Below are 16355 nucleotides of genomic sequence, written 5' to 3' on the forward strand. Positions count from 1 at the left end.
CGCAGACGAAGGCAGCTCATGCATACCGTCCGCACCGCATTTACAATATTTTAACGAAATCGATTTCGTCACAAAGATAGCAGTCATGCGTCGCAAATTCAAGAGGCATAGCGTTACGGATTTCTTAGTTTTGTGCGACTAGCGTAGAATGACAAAAATCGTTTTCGGTGCAGAAAGCTTTGCATGAACATCCAGGAATTCGCAGCCACACTCAAGCTTTCCGTCAGCACCGTGTCGAAGGCACTAAACGGCCGGGAAGACGTCAGCCCCGCGACCCGCAAGCGCGTACTGGAGGCCGCTGAGCAGTCCGGCTTTTCTCCGGATCCATCCGCAAGCCGCTTGCGCCGGCAATCGTCCGACACGATCGCGTTCGTCGTGTCGCCTCCGCAAACATCGTTCGCCCAGCCGTTCTTTCTGGATATGTTGATGGGCGTGAATGATGTGATCGATCACAGCTGCTATCAGGTCATCGTCGCTTCCGCACGCAGCGCCGAAGCGGAGCTCGACCTGTTCAAGCGCCTCGTGGAACGTCAGCGCGTCGATGCGCTGCTGTTTGGGCGCACACGCCGGCAGGACGAGCGCATCGCGTATCTGCTCGAGCGCGATATGCCGTTTGCCGCGTTCGGCAGAAGCGAAACGTCCAATGCGTTCCCGTATGTGGATATCGACCATTGTGTGGTCGGACGCTCCGGGTGCGGGCGATTTATCGCACTGGGTCATCGCCGCATCGCGCTCGTTCACGCGCCCGAATACCTGATGTTCAGCTACCTCGAGCGGCGCGGCTATGAAGAAGCGTTACGTGCCGCAGGGATCGCATTCGACCGCAATCTCTGTATCGAAACGGCGATATCCGAAGAAGGCGGAGCCGACGCGGCCCGCCGGCTGCTTACCCTGCCGGACCCGCCGACGGCCATCCTGTCGGGCCATGACCTGATCGCAATGGGCGTGATGCGCGGTATCACGGAAACCGGGCGAGTACCCGGCCGTGACGTCGGTGTGATCGGAGGAAATAATGATCCGATCGGACGTTATATACAGCCTGCATTGACCACTTTTTCCGCCGACACGCACCGCGCGGGCGAGCGGATGGCGGAAATGCTGCTTGAGCGACTCGCGGGCACGCCGCCGCAACAACTCCAGGAGATCTGGGAACCGGAACTAATCGTCCGCGCGTCAGACGGCCCGTATCACGTCCCAAGCGCGGGTCCCGTAGCAGGCGGCGCAACGCGGCGCTCGCGCGCCGCGCGAGCGTAAGCGTGATCATGCGCGGCGCGCGAGCGGCTAAACCTGGCCGCTCATCGCGCAGCGTTTTGAATCGCCGGGTCCGCAGCGGGCCGCTGTGGCCATCCGCCAGCCAGCGCCCGGTACAGCGACACGGCCGCACCCGCGCTACGCATACGGCCCTCGGCGAAAGCATCTTGCGCCTGCAACAGTTGCCGCTCCGCATCGAGCACTTCAAACAGGTCGATCAGGCCATCCTCGTAACGAATCCGCGCAAGGCGCGCGGCCTCCGCGGCGTCGTTTGCCGCACGCTGCAATTGTTCGTCTTCAGCCTGTGCGCGTGCATAGACCACTAGCGCATTCTCCGTGTCTTCCAGCGCGAGCAGCACGGTTTGCTGGTACTGGGCAAGCAATCCCGACGCGTCGGCGCGCGCAGCCACCACGCGTGCGCGAACCCGCCCTACATCAAGAAACGACCAGTCGACGCCGAGCGCGATGAGGCTCTGCTGGCCGTCGGCGGTGAAGAGGGAGCTGGCGGCAAAGGCCTGCGTGCCGATCATCCCCGCAATGCTCAGACGTGGGAACAGATCCGCGGTCGCCACCCCGACGCGAGCGGTCGCCGCGTGAAGCCGATATTCGGCTGCGGCAACGTCAGGCCGTCTGCGCAACAGGTTTGCCGGCGTGCCAGGATCGATCGACGCCGGCAGGTTGGGCAGCGGCTGCGGCTGATCGAGTCCGGATAGCGTTCCAGGCTGATTGCCGGTCAGCACCGCCAGCCGATGTTCGTCGACCGCGATGCGCGCCTCAAACGCCGGAATACGCGCGAGCGTCGATTCGTACTGCTGGCGAGCGCGCGCCGAGTCGAAATTGGACCCCCTGCCGGCGTCGAGCCGCTTCTGCACGATCTGCAGGGTCTGCAACTGGTTCTGCGCGTTCTCGCGTGCGACGCGCAGACGCTCCTGCGTGCCGCGAAGATCCACATACGTGCTCGCGACCTGCCCGACGATCGCGACCTGCAGCGCACTGAAATCCGCCGCGTTGGCCGCTGTTTCCGCGCGCTGTGCTTCAACGCCGCGCCGCACGCGGCCAAACAGATCGAGCTCCCATATCGCGTTCGACTGAAGGCTAAGCGTGTATGTATTGCGCTCGTCCAGCGGGGCGCCGAACGCCTGGTCCTTGCTGAATCGCTGATGCCCCGCCTGCCCGCTCGCCGTGACAATCGGATACTGATCGAGCTTCGCCTCACGCAGCAGCGCATTTGCGCGGTCATAGCTGGCGAGCGCGGTGCGCAAGTCGTTATTGGCATTTAGCGCCTGTTCAACGAGCTGGGTCAGTCGGGGATCGTCAAAGCTTTGCCAGAATGCCTGGTCTGCCGCAGGCTCCGCGACCGCCGTGCCAGCATCCGTGTGCGCCTCGTCGCGCGCGAAACGCGCCGAAGTCTGCGTTACCGGTGACTGAAAGTCCGGGCCGACTGCGCAGCCCGCCACCGAGCCGGTCAGCACGAGCGCTGTGATGAGCCTATTCATGATGGACCTCCACCACAGCGCTGTCCTGCTCCCGGAGTCCATTGCCCGTGAACCCGTGCGCCAGTTTGCGAATCACCACATAAAACACGGGTGTCAAAAACAAACCGAACAAGGTCACGCCCAGCATGCCGGAGAAGACCGTGACGCCGGTGGCCTTGCGCACTTCGCTACCCGCGCCATGCCCTAGCAGCAGCGGCACTGATCCCGCGATAAACGCGACCGATGTCATCACGATCGGACGCAGCCGAAGCTGGCATGCCTCGAGTGCGGCGGCAATGGCGCTTTTCCCCTGCATTTCAAGCTCGCGCGCAAATTCCACGATCAGGATCGCGTTCTTGCATGCAAGCCCCATCAGCACGACAAGGCCGACCTGTACAAACACGTTGTTATCTCCATCTGTGAGCCATACACCCAGCAGCGCCGCGCACATGCACACGGGAACAATCAGGATCACCGCGAGCGGCAGCGTCCAGCTTTCATACAGCGCGGCGAGCACCAGATACACAAGCATCACCGCCAGCGGAAACACGATCACGGCCGCGTTGCTTTGCGTCACCTGCTGGTAGCTGAGGTCGGTCCATTCAAGTTTGATGCCGCGCGGCAATACGTCCTTCGCGATCTGGTTCAGCTTCGCGATCGTTTCCGAGGACGACAGCACACGCGGATCCGCATCGCCGATCAGATCGGCCGCCGGATATCCGTTGTAGCGCATCACCGGATCAGGGCCATAGGTCGGCACGATCGTGACCATCGAGCCGATCGGCACCATTTCTCCGCGCGAATTGCGCGTGCGCAGGTTCGCAATGTCCGCCGGATGCTGACGGTATTGCGTATCGGCCTGCGCCATCACGCGATAGACGCGTCCGAACTTGTTGAAGTCGTTCACATACACCGAGCCGAGATAGGTCTGTAACGTATCGAACAGATCGGACAACGCGACGCCTTGCGCCTTGGCCTTGACCCGATCGATCTTGATCTCGAGTTGCGGAATATTGGCCTGATATGAACTGACGGGATAGGTCATTCCCGGTGTTCTGGCGACCGCGCCCCGGAATGCATCAAGCGCGTTTTGCAGCGCGCCATAGCCGAGCCCCGCGCGGTCCTCGAGGTAAAGCGAATAGCCTGAGCCGTTGCCGAGCCCCTGGATAGGCGGCGGCATCAGCGCGAAAGCGAACCCGTCTTCGATCTGCGCAAACTTCCGGTTGAGTTCCGCATTGATCTCCACCGCGCTGCGCTTGCGTTGATCGAATGGCTTGAGAATCACGTATGACGCGGTGAGGTTCGGCGTATTGACGGTCTGCAATGCGTTAAAGCCGACGTAGCCGGGCACGATATCCACGCCCTCCACGCTGTGCGCGATTTCCGCCATGTTGCGCGCCACCTTGACCGTACGCTGAAGCGACGCGCCCTCCGGCAGTTTTGCGCCGGAAAACAGATACAGCTTGTCCTGCGTCGGGATAAAACCGCCAGGGACGTTATGAAACAGCACCGCGGTCGCCGCAAGCAGTGCCGCATAGACGACGAACACCGCGCCGCGGCGCTTGAATGTCCGGTCCACTGTGTGCTGATACCGCTGGGACGTGCTGTTGAAAAAGCGGTTGAATGGCCGGAACAGCCAGCCCAGCGCGCGGTTCATGACACGCGTCAGCACGTCTTCGCGGCTGCCATGCTTTCTGAGCAGCTTCGCGGCGAGCGCCGGTGACAGCGTGAGCGAATTGATCGCCGAGATCACGGTCGAGATCGCAATCGTCACCGCGAACTGTTTGTAAAACTGGCCTGTGACCCCCGTCAGGAACGTCATCGGCACGAATACCGAACACAGCACGAGGGCGATCGCGATGATCGGGCCTGAGACTTCGCGCATCGCCTTGTGCGCGGCTTCGCGCGGCTCAAACCCCTGGTCGATATACCGCTCGACGTTCTCGACCACCACGATCGCATCATCGACCACAATACCGATCGCCAGCACCAGACCAAACAACGTCAGCGTATTGATCGAGAAGCCGAGCACGTAGAGCCACGCAAAGGTGCCGACGATGGAAACGGGCACGGCCACCAGCGGAATGATCGACGCCCGCCAGGTCTGCAGAAACAGGATGACGACCAGCACCACCAGCACGACCGCCTCGAACAGCGTGTGCTGCACCGCGCGTATCGATTCCCGCACGAAGACCGTCGGATCCCAGACCGCCTTGTAGGTCACGCCGGGAGGGAAATTGTCCGAAAGCTCATCGAGCTTCGCGTACACCGCATTGGCAACGGCCAGTGAATTTGCGCCTGGCGAAAGGAAAATACCGACTGCGGCCGAGTTCTCCTGATCCTTGAGCGTCAGCATCGTATAGTCGCCCGCGCCCAATTCCACACGCGCGACATCGGACAGGCGCACGACCTGCCCCTGGTCGCCATTCTTGATCACGATGTTGCCGAATTCCTGCTCGGTTGCGAGCCGGCCGCGCACATTGATCGACACCAGAAGATCGGTTCCGGGCGGTGACGGCTCGGCACCCAGTTGACCGGCGGACACCTGGACGTTCTGCTCGCGGATCGCGCCGACCACGTCACCTGCGGTCAGTCCGCGCGAATTGAGCTTGTTCGGATCGAGCCAGACGCGCATCGAGTAGTCGCCGGAGCCATACACCTCGACGTCGCCGATCCCGGGTATGCGAGACAACTCGTCCTTCACACGCAAGGTCAGATAGTTGCGCAGATAGAGCGAGTCGTAGTGGTTGTCGGACGAAGACAGATTCACGTACATCAGAGGCGTCGGCGACTGCTTCTGCGTGGTGACGCCGTACTGACGCACCTGGTCCGGCAACCGGCTCAGCGCCTGACTCACCCGGTTCTGTACCCGCACGGCGGCGGTATCCGGGTCGACGCCGGGCAGAAACGTCACCACCACCTGAAGGCTGCCGTCGGAACCCGAGACCGACTTCATATACATGATGCCTTCGACACCGTTGATCGCTTCTTCCAGCGGTGTCGCGACGGACTCCGCGATCTCTTTCGGGTTGGCGCCCGGGTAGGTTGCATGCACAACGACCGTCGGCGGCACCACTTCCGGATACTCACCGGCGGGCAGCAACGGAATGGCAATCAGACCGACCGCGAAAATAATGACCGACAGCACAACGGCGAAGATAGGCCGGTCGATGAAGAACTTCGAAAAATCCATCTGGGACCTCTGTATCAATCGGCCGATGCTTCACTGTTGCCGGGGGCACCTGCATGCGCGTTGCCACCGCCCATCGAAGCGGGCACGGGTTTGACCACCGCACCCGGAAAAAAGACCCTTTGCAGTCCGGCGACGATCACCTTGTCTCCGGCGCGCAAGCCGGAGTCGACCACGCGAAGACCGTCTATCGACCGGCCGAGCGTGATATCCCTGCGCAGCGCCTTGTCTTCAGGTCCCAGAACGTAGACATACTTGCGATCCTGGTCGGTCAACACAGCCTTCTCGTCAATCAGCAGCGCGTTGAATTTGCCACTGCCTGGAAACTCGACATGCGCGTAAAGGCCAGGCGTCAGCACACGGTCGGGATTGGGCACCACGGCCCGCGCCCGTATCGTGCCCGTCGTCGAATCGAGCTGGTTGTCGAGGAAGTTAACGGTGCCCGCATGCGGAAAGCCGTCCTCGTTCGCAAGGCCGATTTGCACCTTCTGCACGACGTTGGCCACGCCGCCTTGCTTCGCGCGTTCGAGGTAACGCAGATAGCTGTGCTCATCGGCATCGAAATACACGTACATCGGGTTCTGCGACACAACGGTGGTCAGCAAGGTCTGATCGGCCTGTGCCAGGTTGCCTACCGTAAGCATCGCCCTGCCCGCGCGCCCGTCGATCGGTGAACGCACCTCTGTGAAACTCAGGTTCAGGCGGGCCGTTGCGACGGCCGCCTCGGCCGCCTGCACGTCCGCGCTCGACTGTTGCCAGGTCGCATGGCGTGTTTCCCACTCTTCGACTGAAATGGCCTTGCTCTGGATCAGCGTCTGAGCGCGCCGGTCTTGCGCAAGTGCAAGCTCAGCGGTCGCGCGCGCATGCGCCTGCTGCGCTTCGGCGCTCGCCAGCGCGTCCTTGTACGGCCGCTGGTCGATGACGAACAGGATGTCGCCCTTCCTGACGTCATCGCCTTCCTTATAGGCGACGTGTTCGACGTACCCGCTGACGCGCGCGCGCAGCTCGACCGTATCGATCGCACTGACTCGCCCATTGAACTGGTCCCACTCCTGGACGGTTCTGGACGTGACAAGCGCGACGCCCACCGTAGGCGGCGGTGGCGCGGAAGCCGCGCCCTCCGGGTTTCGGCATGCACTGAATGCAAGCGCGACTGCGCCGATACCGACGCACCGAAGCATCCCGGCCAACCCGCCAACTCGCGACATCGCGCGTTGGCGCGCGATAAATTGCGGCTTCTTTTCCACGTTTTTCATGGTTTGACTACCTGTCCTTAGCAGACCGCCGCTTGCGGCAACCCGGTTTTTCTGCATTCAGAAGACCTTCACGTCGCTGACGAAAACGATTTCGGTTGAAAGCATACCAGCATCGAAAAATTCGTGCATTGACCCTGTTCGAATGCCTAAAATCAATAGGCACCACGCGCCCGGCGACTCACCTGCACCGAAACCGGGCGGTGGCCGACATCGACGTGAAAGGGATAAAAAGGACGTGAACTAGCTGAATCGGCGAGCGCCGCAAGGAAGCACCCGTTCCGGCCGGTCACACGCCAGTTCGGGTGCGTGAAGCTGGGTTACCGAGGCGAAAAGCAGTCGCCGGTCATGGGCTGCGTTCGAAGCGCTTTGTCCCCGGCACTCGCGTGAGCCACTTCGCCGCGCGATCGGTGTAAATCTCGACCTGGGGTTGCAGTTCTTCCATACTGTCAAGCGTCCCTGCCTTCACCAGAACCATGCCAGGCAAGCCCGGATCCTTCGTCAGGATCGGGGACCCGCAGTTCCCGCAGAAATGGCGATATGACTGCTTCCCGCTATCGCCGGTATCCGCATAGAACTTCGTCTCGCCTTGCTGTTCGTAGTCAGCTTCCCTGACGAACAGGTTGAACGAAAACACGCTTCCGCTTTGCTTCTGGCAGTGCGTGCAATGACATAGCGCAGCCCCGTGCAGTTCGCCCTTCAACACGTATCGAACCGCCCCGCACAGGCATCCGCCTTCCCGATGTTGCATCATTTGCTCTCCCAACTGATGAATAAGCCCGGCGCCCTTCGGCGCCACCGTGGGAACCGTTTCGAGGTCGCGGCGCGATGCGAAGCTTCGCATCGGCATCCGGTCGAAAACGATTTCGATCAAAGATACTAGCGAACCTCAAAAAATTCAAGGGCGTCTTAAATGAGCGTACGCAAAATCGTTCGTTATCCCTGCGACGTCGGGGATGACGGCTGCCGGCTCGCGGCGCCCGATTTTGACAGACACCGTTTCGCCATACAGTCGACCATTTCCTGCTCTAATTTCACCTTTCCCACCCACCATCACGACCGGCCGCAGGCCGCGTTCGAAGAACTCTCATGAGCGATTCCCTACAGGCCTTATCCTGGGACGATCTGCGCATCGTCAAGGCAATTGGCGAAAGCGGCAGCCTCGTGGCCGCGGCCACTGCACTCGGCTTGAATCATTCGACTGTTTCGAGGCGGCTCGCGGTCGTCGAGCGGACGTTGGGCGCCGCGCTGTTCGATCGGCGCCGCAGCGGCTATGTGACGACGGACGCGGGCGCCGATGTGATCGAGCTTGCCACGCGCGTCGAAAAGGACATCCTCAGCGTCGCCCGGCGCGTGTCACGACACGCGCAAAGCCACACGGGCGACTTGCGCATCACCACCAGCGACGCGCTTCTGCTGGATTTCCTCACGCCCGTGATTGCGGACTTCCAGTCCCAAAACCCAGGCGTGCGGATTGAAATGATCGTCGGCAACAAGCCGCTCAACCTGGCGCGCGGTGAGTCGGATATCGCTTTTCGCGCGACCGGCGCGGCGCCCGAAAACCTGTTCGGACGCAAGCTCGCGACCGTCGCATGGGCTATTTACGGACGCAGAATCGACTACGTCGGCACATCGCCCACTACGCACGAGCTCTATCAACGGCAATGGGTTTCGTATGGCAAGGGGCTGTCCGGTCTGAAAGCCTTCGGTTTCGTCGATGGCCGAGTTCACCGGGACAATATCGTTTACCGAAGCGATTCAGTGGCCGGCGTCGCGTCCGCCATCTCCTCCGGCATGGGCATCGGCTTTCTGCCTTGCATGCACGGCGATCTCGTCGACAGCCTGATCCGTATCAGCCCTGTCGAGCCCGAGGTTTATGACGAACTGTGGATTTTGACTCATCCCGACATCCGCAAATCCGGCCGGGTCTATGCGTTCCTGACGCATTGCGCGGAAGCGATCATGCCGCATCGCGACTTTATAGAAGGACGAGAATTGCGCTTCGGCCATCCAATGGGCACTCATCGATAAGCGAGCAGGATTCCGCAGTTTTGCAAATTTCATTCCGCGCAATTGCGCTCTTTCATTACAGGGTCCCTCACTTAAAATCGACCGCATGCCGATGACATAAAGCCCTCCCCGGTTTGCGATGTCATCGGTATCTTCGGCCATCGGCCCGAGTTCACGCAGTCGGATTAAACCCTACGAGGACCGCGTTATGAGCATCAAAGCGATCGCTAAACCCGCCAAATCCCTTCTCAGCCCGCAAGATCACGCACTGCTCCTGATCGACCATCAGGCGCAGATGGCGTTCAACACCAAGTCGATCGACATCACGAACCTTCGCGCCAATGCGGGCATCCTTGCCCACGCGGCGAAGGGCTTCAAGGTGCCGACCATCGTTTCGACCATTTCGAAAGAGACGTTTGCAGGCCCGCTCTTCGACGAAATCACGGAAGCCTTCCCGAACGCTGAAGTGACCGACCGTACGACTTCCAATGCATGGGAAGATGAAAAGTTCATCGCCCGCGTGAACGCGACCGGCAAAGAGCGGCTCGTCATCGCCGGCCTGTGGACGTCGGTTTGCTGCAACGGCCCAGTGCTGTCGGCGCTCGAGCAAGGCTTCGAAGTCTATGTGGTCACGGATGCGTGCGGCGACTGCTCGCTTGAAGCTCATGAACGTGCTGTCGAGCGCATGATCCAGGGTGGCGCACGTCCGATCACGGCGCTCACGTACCTGCTCGAACTGCAACGCGACTGGGCTCGGGCCGAGACCTACGATATCACCACCGGCATCGCGATCAGACTCGGCGGCGCGTTCGGCATCGGCATCAACTATGTGAAGACGATGTTCGCCGCACACGAGTCTCGCTAAAGCCGGCTGTCTTACTCAGAAGTGGCAATTACGGCCACATGTACCCGGATGAACGAAAGGCAGCCGCTCATCCGGCGCCGTACCAGGCGCTGCCCAGTCCCGTCAAGCAACCCGCCCGCTTACCGGCCACCGGCAGCGCCCCTCTCTTTGCGAACGTCGCAGCAAGCACAGCATGAAACCCTATCTTCTCTCGCTAGGCGTCGGTCTCCTGGTGGGGCTCATCTACTCGCTGTTAAATGTGCGATCGCCGGCGCCGCCCGCGATTGCACTCGTTGGGCTGCTCGGCATTCTGATCGGCGAGCAGGCGTTGCCGTACGCGAAGCGTCTGATGCATGACGACCCCGGCGCAACTGCCGTGCACGCCCGCGCCGCGCAGGACGCGGCGCAGGGGCATGCCGATTCTTCCTCTCGCCCGATCGATGCGCATCACGACAACGCTGAGAATCGCCAGCCTTGACGTAGCGTTCGTCCGTCACCCGATCACCCTCGCCTGATTAAGCGACCTCGCCGATGCTGGATCTGAAGGATGTGAATTTTTTCGTGCAAATCGTCGATCGAGGCGGGTTTACATCGGCAGCTGAATTGTTGGGTCAGCAGAAGTCCACATTGAGCCATCGGATCAAAGCGCTCGAAGCTTCGCTTGGCGTTCGTCTGATCAACCGGACGTCCCGTCAGTTTGCAGTCACCGAAGTGGGTGCGCAATTCTATCGGCACGCGATCGAATTGCTGCATAGCGCGGCGACTGCGGAAGAAGCGGTGCGCAAGCGGATAGCGGAACCCAGTGGGGTGATCCGCATGACGGCCCCGATCGAGGTCACGCAATACCTGCTGCGCGAAGTGTTGCCCGCGTTCCTCAACCAGCATCCCAAAGTCGTGATCCACGAACACGCGACGGAGCGCTTCGTCGATATTGTCGGCGAAGGCTTCGATCTTGCGATCAGAGGCCATACGTCGACGCTGCGGGATTGCAATCTGGTGCAACGGACGATCGCCAGCGTGCCATGGTGTCTATTTGCGGGACCCCGTTACCTCGACCAGCGCTCACCGGTCGCCCATCCGCGGGAACTCGCCAACCACGCGTCCCTCTCGATGACACGCAGAGGACAACTGCGCTGGCACATTCGAGGTCCCGCCGGCGAACTCGTCAGTGTTCCGATCGTGCCGCGCTACCAGAGCAATAGTCTGATTTCGTTGAAGGAGGCGGCGTGCGCCAATCTCGGCATCGTTGCGCTACCCGGGTTCATGTGCCGTGACGAGCTGCGAGCCGGTTCGCTGCGGCGATTGCTGCCGGACTGGATCGCTTGTGAAGCGCGTCTCTCCGCGCTGATGCCCAATCGCACAGGGCTTCTCCCCGCCGTACGGTCGCTTGTCGATTTTCTTGCGGTCGAACTGCCGAAGGTGACCGCATTCGACTAGCGGGCGACGCATGTTCGTTCCTGTCCTCAGAACGCGTGCTTGATGCCTAGCATCGTTCCAAGCTGATTGCCGCCTGGGGCCGGTGCTCCGCCCGTCGCGGCGCTATCCACCGACAATGCAAGCGTTCCGCCGTTGCTGATATAGCCAGCCGTCGCATAGACCGTTGTGCGCTTCGACAACGCGTAGCTTGCGCGCACCGCACCAAGCCATGCGCTGTCGTCACTGTGGCGGTAGTCGAGGTAGAACAGTTCGCCCGCCAGATTCAGCTGCGGTGTGACGTCGTAGGCCACGCCTCCGTAATAAAGGTTGCTGCGCGGCGTCGTCGATCCTTCATTACGGCGTCCGACCCAGCCGACGCCAATTTTGGCAGCGCTGAATACGAAGTAGGCGTTGATCGCCAAACGGTCATCCTTCAGCGAACTCGACGTCAGCCCACCGAATGCACCGGGACCGCCACGCAGCGAATCGTAGGCAGCGGAAACCGTCCACCAGTGGGTGCCGTACTGCACCATGGCCGACCATTCCCGGCACTCGCGACTATCGGCTGGGTTTTCTCCCGGACAGTTCGTGCCCTGCGGACTCGGGCCCGCATTGGCAGCGTCGCGGCCAAAGCTATAGGTTGCGCCGATCGTCAAGCCTCCAAATTTGCCGAGGTACGCGATCGCGTTATCCGTGCGCGCATTGGGAAAGTAGGTGTCGACTGAACTCGATCCGTATGCGTTGGGCCCGAGGATATCGGAATCGAGCGTAGCCCAATAAAACATCGTGTACTGACGGCCGAAACTGAGCTGCCCCCAGGCGTTGCTCAAGCCTACCCAGGCCTGGCGGCCAAAGAGCCTGCCGCCCTGGTTCGATACGCCTGAGTCGGGCGCGAAGCCCGATTCAAGCGTGAAATTCGCTTTCGCGCCGCCGCCCAGATCTTCCGTGCCACGCAAACCCCAACGCGATGGCACGGTCCCGCTGAAGTTCGGCATTTTGACGACCGAGTCACCGGCTGAGCCAACATGGTTCAGATATTCGACACCCGTGTCGAATATGCCATACAGGCTGACGGATTGCGCGAAGGACGATGCAGGTAACGCGCACGCACACGCTACGGCGAGCAACAACTTGCACGGGAATTTCATTTCTGATGTCGTGGTGCGGCTAAGGACGGCACCGCGAGGTGACGATGATTGCGGGGGAATTCGCTGGTTATGACGATCGTCTCGGTATGCAGACACGCCGGCGATTCGATACGACGGTCAGCGACGCAAGGTCTATGCAGAACCGATTATGCCGAGCGGTTGGCTTATTGCCGATACCGCGAGACGGAACGCAGCGTCCAGTTTTTCTGAACGCTATGCATAATGGCGGGAGGTTATGCCTTTGTTGAGGCCGTCGCTCGAAGGCAATAGTCGAGTAGTGCCGGTATCGTCAGGAGGCGCCAGGCGTAATCTTCCTGATGAGGTTCGAACGCAAACAGGAGCATACGCATGATCGATACGACGAAGATTGAACAGCATTATGGGCAGGCGAGTTTGATCGAGCGCCTGCAGTCGGCTCTGAAGGCGGACGGGCTTGACGGCAACGCAATTCGGCCAGAAGACCTTGCGTCACTGGATCAATTTCACTCTCGCGGGCTCGAAGCGACGATCGAGCTCGCGCGAGCACTCCAAATGGGCAGTCAAACGCGCGTACTCGATATTGGGTCAGGTTTGGGAGGACCCTCTCGCTATCTGGCGGCAACGTATGGATGCACGGTGTCCGGCATCGACCTCAACCCGTCGTACGTCGACGCGGCAAAGTTTCTCGCGGACAGAACCGGACTTTCGGATCGCGTAAGCTATTCCTGTGCGAGCGCGCTGTCCCTGCCTTTCGAGTCAGGCATCTTCGACATCGCGTGGACACAGCACGTCGCCATGAACGTTGCAGATCGCGCTACTTTGTATAGCGAAGCATTTCGCGTGTTGCGTCCCGGTGGACGCTTCGCGATTTACGACGTCGTAGCTACCTCGGACGAGCCGTTGCACTATCCCGTTCCATGGGCAGCAAGTCCAGAGACGAGTTTCCTGGTCACGGCGGACCAGATGCGCAGCCGTTTGCTCGATCAGACGTTCCGCGTGACCGCCTGGAAGGATTGCACCGAGGCGGGTATTCGCTGGTTCGCGGAACGGGAGAAAGCCAGGGCAAGCCAGCAGGCAAACCCTGCGCTTGGCCTTCATGTCGTGATGGGGCCGGGCTTTGCCGGGATGACGAAGAATCTCGCGCGTAACTTGCGCGAGGGCCGCGCGGCATTGATGCAGGTCATTGTCGAGAAACCGTAAGCGTCCCGGCCTCGCGACCGCGTCTTCCGTCGCTCGAATTCGGTAATCCCTTAACGCATCCTTTTTCCGCCGCTTATGTGCGCTTGCGCACTATTGATTAGCGACGTCGCGTTTTGCGTCCAAAACTTATCCTAAGATGGTTTTCGATGACCATTCATCGAAAACCATTACCGCGCAATACCCCCATCATTCACCTTCTTTATCTGATGCGTTTTGCAATCCGAATCATCTTCGCTCGTCAGATATGGATTGAATAACACCAACCGGATGACGCGGTCTGCGGGTCTTCAAGCGGTTTGTTCAGGTCGAAACCTCAGAAACGGGGTCCAAAATGAGCGCGGACGACAAAACGACATCAGGTCGGCCGAAGCGGCCATTAGCGCCGACGCATTACACACCGTTTTGGCGAGCCGTTCTGTTGATCCTGTACCTATGCGTGATCAATATTGCAGGTGGGGTTTTTATCTGGAAGGTAGTGGGATGCGCGGCGGCGCAACGCGACTACGCGGTGATTCTTGGCGCCTTTGTGACTGTATTGATCGGCGCTCCATTGATCGCTTTTCTGTGCCTCGGATGGTATACGCGATACCGCGAATTCGAGAACAGTCTCAAGGGCTCAGCGCTGTCCGCCTATCTGCAGCGATACTGGTCCAAACGCCTCATTGACGCATTGATCGACAAAGGGGTGCTCGATACACCGCCCGATAACGATAGCTGGCGTGATCTGGCGGACAAGATGCCGGACCTGTGCGACCGGCTCTTCGCGAGCATCTATCACGAACAATATGGCCTGACTCCGTTCGTTCCTCCGTTCCTGATTCTTCTTTGCATCGCGTATGCGGCGGCGAGCGTGATCGCCTGCAACTACACGCCCAGTGCTTGTGAAGTCGCTACCGCGTCGACGTGCGTGTATGGGATAAGCCAGGAAGTCTTGCTCGGATCGTTCGGTGGCGCGCTGATGTTTGTCGTCAGTGACGCTGTGCTCAGTATCAGGCGCAAAGCGCTGAATGTTTCCGATGTCTATTGGTATGCGCTGCGCATCATGCTGGCGGTTCCTCTTGCGCTGGTCGTCGGTGGCACCGATGGTTCCCATACAGCCATCGCGTTCGCACTTGGAACGTTCCCTGTCGATGCGCTGATGAAAATCATTCGAAGGTTCGGTTTCCCGCAGTTGACGCAATTTGAAAAAGACGAGAACAGCCCCGACAAACTCCTTTCCCTGAATGGCGTGACGCTGCCGATCGTTTCGGTTTTCGAAGCGGAAGGCGTCAATTCCGTCGAGCAGGTTGCCGCCGCGGACCCGGTGCTGCTGTCGATCCGCACGGGCTTTCCGTTTCGCTATACGTTGCGCTTGTGCTCACAAGCCATTGTGCGGCGCCACTTCGGCGAAGACGCCGCGAAGCTGATCCCGATCGGACTCGCCGACGTCGTGCCGGTTTACCTGCTGGTCAAGGCGATGGACGGAATCACGTTACAAAGCCTGCCAGTCGTGGACGACAAGGACAACGTGATCAAAAACGCGGCGACGCGGCTCTTTCCGAACGATGACGACAGCCAGCGCATTCCCGTCACCAAAATGAAGTTCCGACAGATAGCGGCGGAGGAATTCACCGTCATGCTTGCGCGGATCACCCCGCTCGATCCTGCACTCTAATGACCTGCGATAGTGGAGACGACTCATGGCTTTCGAGCATCCTCTTGCTGTATTGCAGCCCGGCGATCTCAATCGCGATCGCGGCGATCTATTAAACAGTTCCACATGGCGATTTCTCGCGCAAGGCGATTCGTGGTTTTCCATTGGTCAGCTACCGCCGTGGGCCACCTCGAACATCCTTTACAACATTCGCCTGCCGGATAGCGCGGCTGCGGTGAGCCTTGCCTCGCCAGGCAAGACCTTCGCGCAGATGATCGACTGGGAGTGGGAGGTCAAATTCGCTACGTATCTCGCGGGAGGTAATCTCGCGTATCAGTGGGATGCGATCCTGTTATCGGCCGGAGGTAACGACCTGTTCGACGCCATATTGACGATGCCAAACGTCGCCGATCCAGCAAAGGCTGCGTTGAGACTTTTGCAGGATCCTGGACTCGTCCCGGTCGGGACTTCCGTTTCCCGCTATCTGCGGCCCGCAGGGTGGCAAGCGTTCTTCGCTGCGATAGAGGGCTATTTCACGACTTTGGTGCTCAAGCGGGACGGCACCGGCAGCCGATCGCCTGGCATTCCGATCTTTGTGCATACGTATGATTGCCCTCAACCTCGCCAAGCGCAGGCGGGCCCAGGTGTGGGGCCGTGGCTATCGAGGGCGTATACCAGTTATCAGATTCCCGAGGGCGACTGGTTGCCGCTGACGACGTACATCATCCAGCAATGGGCTCAATTTCTTGGCGGTATCAATGCGGCGCTCGTCGCACGCGGAATCGCGAACCCGAATATCCGGCCCGTCAATCTGATCGGCACGTTAAATCCGGCGCCGGTCGATTCAACCGGCCCGGTCGGCGATTGGGAAAATGAAATTCATCCGTCGCCGCAAGGTTACGCAAAGCTTGGCATCGCGCTGGAGAAGCAGATCACGTTTGCGTGAGGATGCCAGT

At 60.3% G+C, this 16355-nt stretch carries 13 protein-coding genes; 8 read left to right on the forward strand and 5 right to left on the reverse strand.

From position 1 onward, the window contains the following. Positions 1-183 precede the first annotated feature (183 nt). Positions 184-1254 carry a LacI family DNA-binding transcriptional regulator gene (locus tag HV796_RS00115; protein WP_175223986.1) on the forward strand — a complete coding sequence of 357 codons (1071 nt, stop codon included), beginning with the start codon at positions 184-186 and terminating at the stop codon, positions 1252-1254. A gap of 41 nt (positions 1255-1295) precedes the next feature. On the opposite strand, the gene HV796_RS00120 is transcribed toward HV796_RS00115, so the two are convergent. The 4 genes from HV796_RS00120 to HV796_RS00135 all read right to left on the reverse strand — a co-directional run bounded on the left by HV796_RS00120 (position 1296) and on the right by HV796_RS00135 (position 8013). After that, positions 1296-2747 (reverse strand): efflux transporter outer membrane subunit, encoded by a 1452-nt coding sequence (locus HV796_RS00120; protein ID WP_175223988.1) that lies wholly within the window; start codon positions 2745-2747, stop codon positions 1296-1298. Next, on the reverse strand, positions 2740-5919 hold the full coding sequence (locus tag HV796_RS00125; protein ID WP_175223990.1) for an efflux RND transporter permease subunit: 3180 nt from the start codon (positions 5917-5919) through the stop codon (positions 2740-2742). Before HV796_RS00125 ends, HV796_RS00120 begins: the two co-directional genes overlap by 8 nt. Before the next feature lie 14 nt (positions 5920-5933). After that, positions 5934-7124: an efflux RND transporter periplasmic adaptor subunit gene (locus HV796_RS00130; RefSeq protein ID WP_377695680.1), complete on the reverse strand. Its 1191-nt coding sequence runs from the start codon at positions 7122-7124 to the stop codon at positions 5934-5936. Between the two features lie 391 nt (positions 7125-7515). Next, positions 7516-8013 carry a GFA family protein gene (locus HV796_RS00135; RefSeq protein WP_246355612.1) on the reverse strand — a complete coding sequence of 166 codons (498 nt, stop codon included), beginning with the start codon at positions 8011-8013 and terminating at the stop codon, positions 7516-7518. 245 nt (positions 8014-8258) lie between these two features. Between HV796_RS00135 and HV796_RS00140 the strand changes: the two genes are divergently transcribed. The 4 genes from HV796_RS00140 (at position 8259) to HV796_RS00155 (ending at position 11460) form a co-directional block, all read left to right on the forward strand. Beyond that, on the forward strand, positions 8259-9200 hold the full coding sequence (locus tag HV796_RS00140; RefSeq protein WP_175223991.1) for a LysR family transcriptional regulator: 942 nt from the start codon (positions 8259-8261) through the stop codon (positions 9198-9200). Positions 9201-9387: 187 nt separating this feature from the next. After that, a complete protein-coding gene (locus HV796_RS00145; protein ID WP_175223992.1) occupies positions 9388-10044 on the forward strand; it encodes a hydrolase in 657 nt (218 codons plus the stop codon). Positions 10045-10216: 172 nt separating this feature from the next. Beyond that, positions 10217-10501 (forward strand): DUF1427 family protein, encoded by a 285-nt coding sequence (locus HV796_RS00150; RefSeq protein ID WP_175223998.1) that lies wholly within the window; start codon positions 10217-10219, stop codon positions 10499-10501. A 53-nt stretch (positions 10502-10554) separates the two neighbouring features. Then, the gene (locus HV796_RS00155; RefSeq protein WP_175224000.1) at positions 10555-11460 is read left to right on the forward strand and encodes a LysR substrate-binding domain-containing protein; all 906 of its coding nucleotides are present in this window, start codon (positions 10555-10557) and stop codon (positions 11458-11460) included. 26 nt (positions 11461-11486) lie between these two features. On the opposite strand, the gene HV796_RS00160 is transcribed toward HV796_RS00155, so the two are convergent. Further along, positions 11487-12587 (reverse strand): porin, encoded by a 1101-nt coding sequence (locus HV796_RS00160; RefSeq protein ID WP_175224001.1) that lies wholly within the window; start codon positions 12585-12587, stop codon positions 11487-11489. 348 nt (positions 12588-12935) lie between these two features. On the opposite strand from HV796_RS00160, the gene HV796_RS00165 reads away from it, so the two are divergent. The 3 genes from HV796_RS00165 (at position 12936) to HV796_RS00175 (ending at position 16345) form a co-directional block, all read left to right on the forward strand. Next, entirely contained in the window at positions 12936-13766 is an 831-nt protein-coding gene (locus HV796_RS00165) for a class I SAM-dependent methyltransferase (RefSeq protein WP_175224002.1), read from the forward strand. Positions 13767-14184: 418 nt separating this feature from the next. Next, positions 14185-15420 carry a hypothetical protein gene (locus tag HV796_RS00170; protein ID WP_246355613.1) on the forward strand — a complete coding sequence of 412 codons (1236 nt, stop codon included), beginning with the start codon at positions 14185-14187 and terminating at the stop codon, positions 15418-15420. 25 nt (positions 15421-15445) lie between these two features. Further along, a complete protein-coding gene (locus HV796_RS00175; RefSeq protein ID WP_175224004.1) occupies positions 15446-16345 on the forward strand; it encodes a hypothetical protein in 900 nt (299 codons plus the stop codon). The last annotated feature ends 10 nt before the right edge of the window (positions 16346-16355 follow it).

Origin of the sequence: Paraburkholderia humisilvae (genome assembly GCF_902859855.1) — a bacterium.
GTDB lineage: Bacteria > Pseudomonadota > Gammaproteobacteria > Burkholderiales > Burkholderiaceae > Paraburkholderia > Paraburkholderia humisilvae.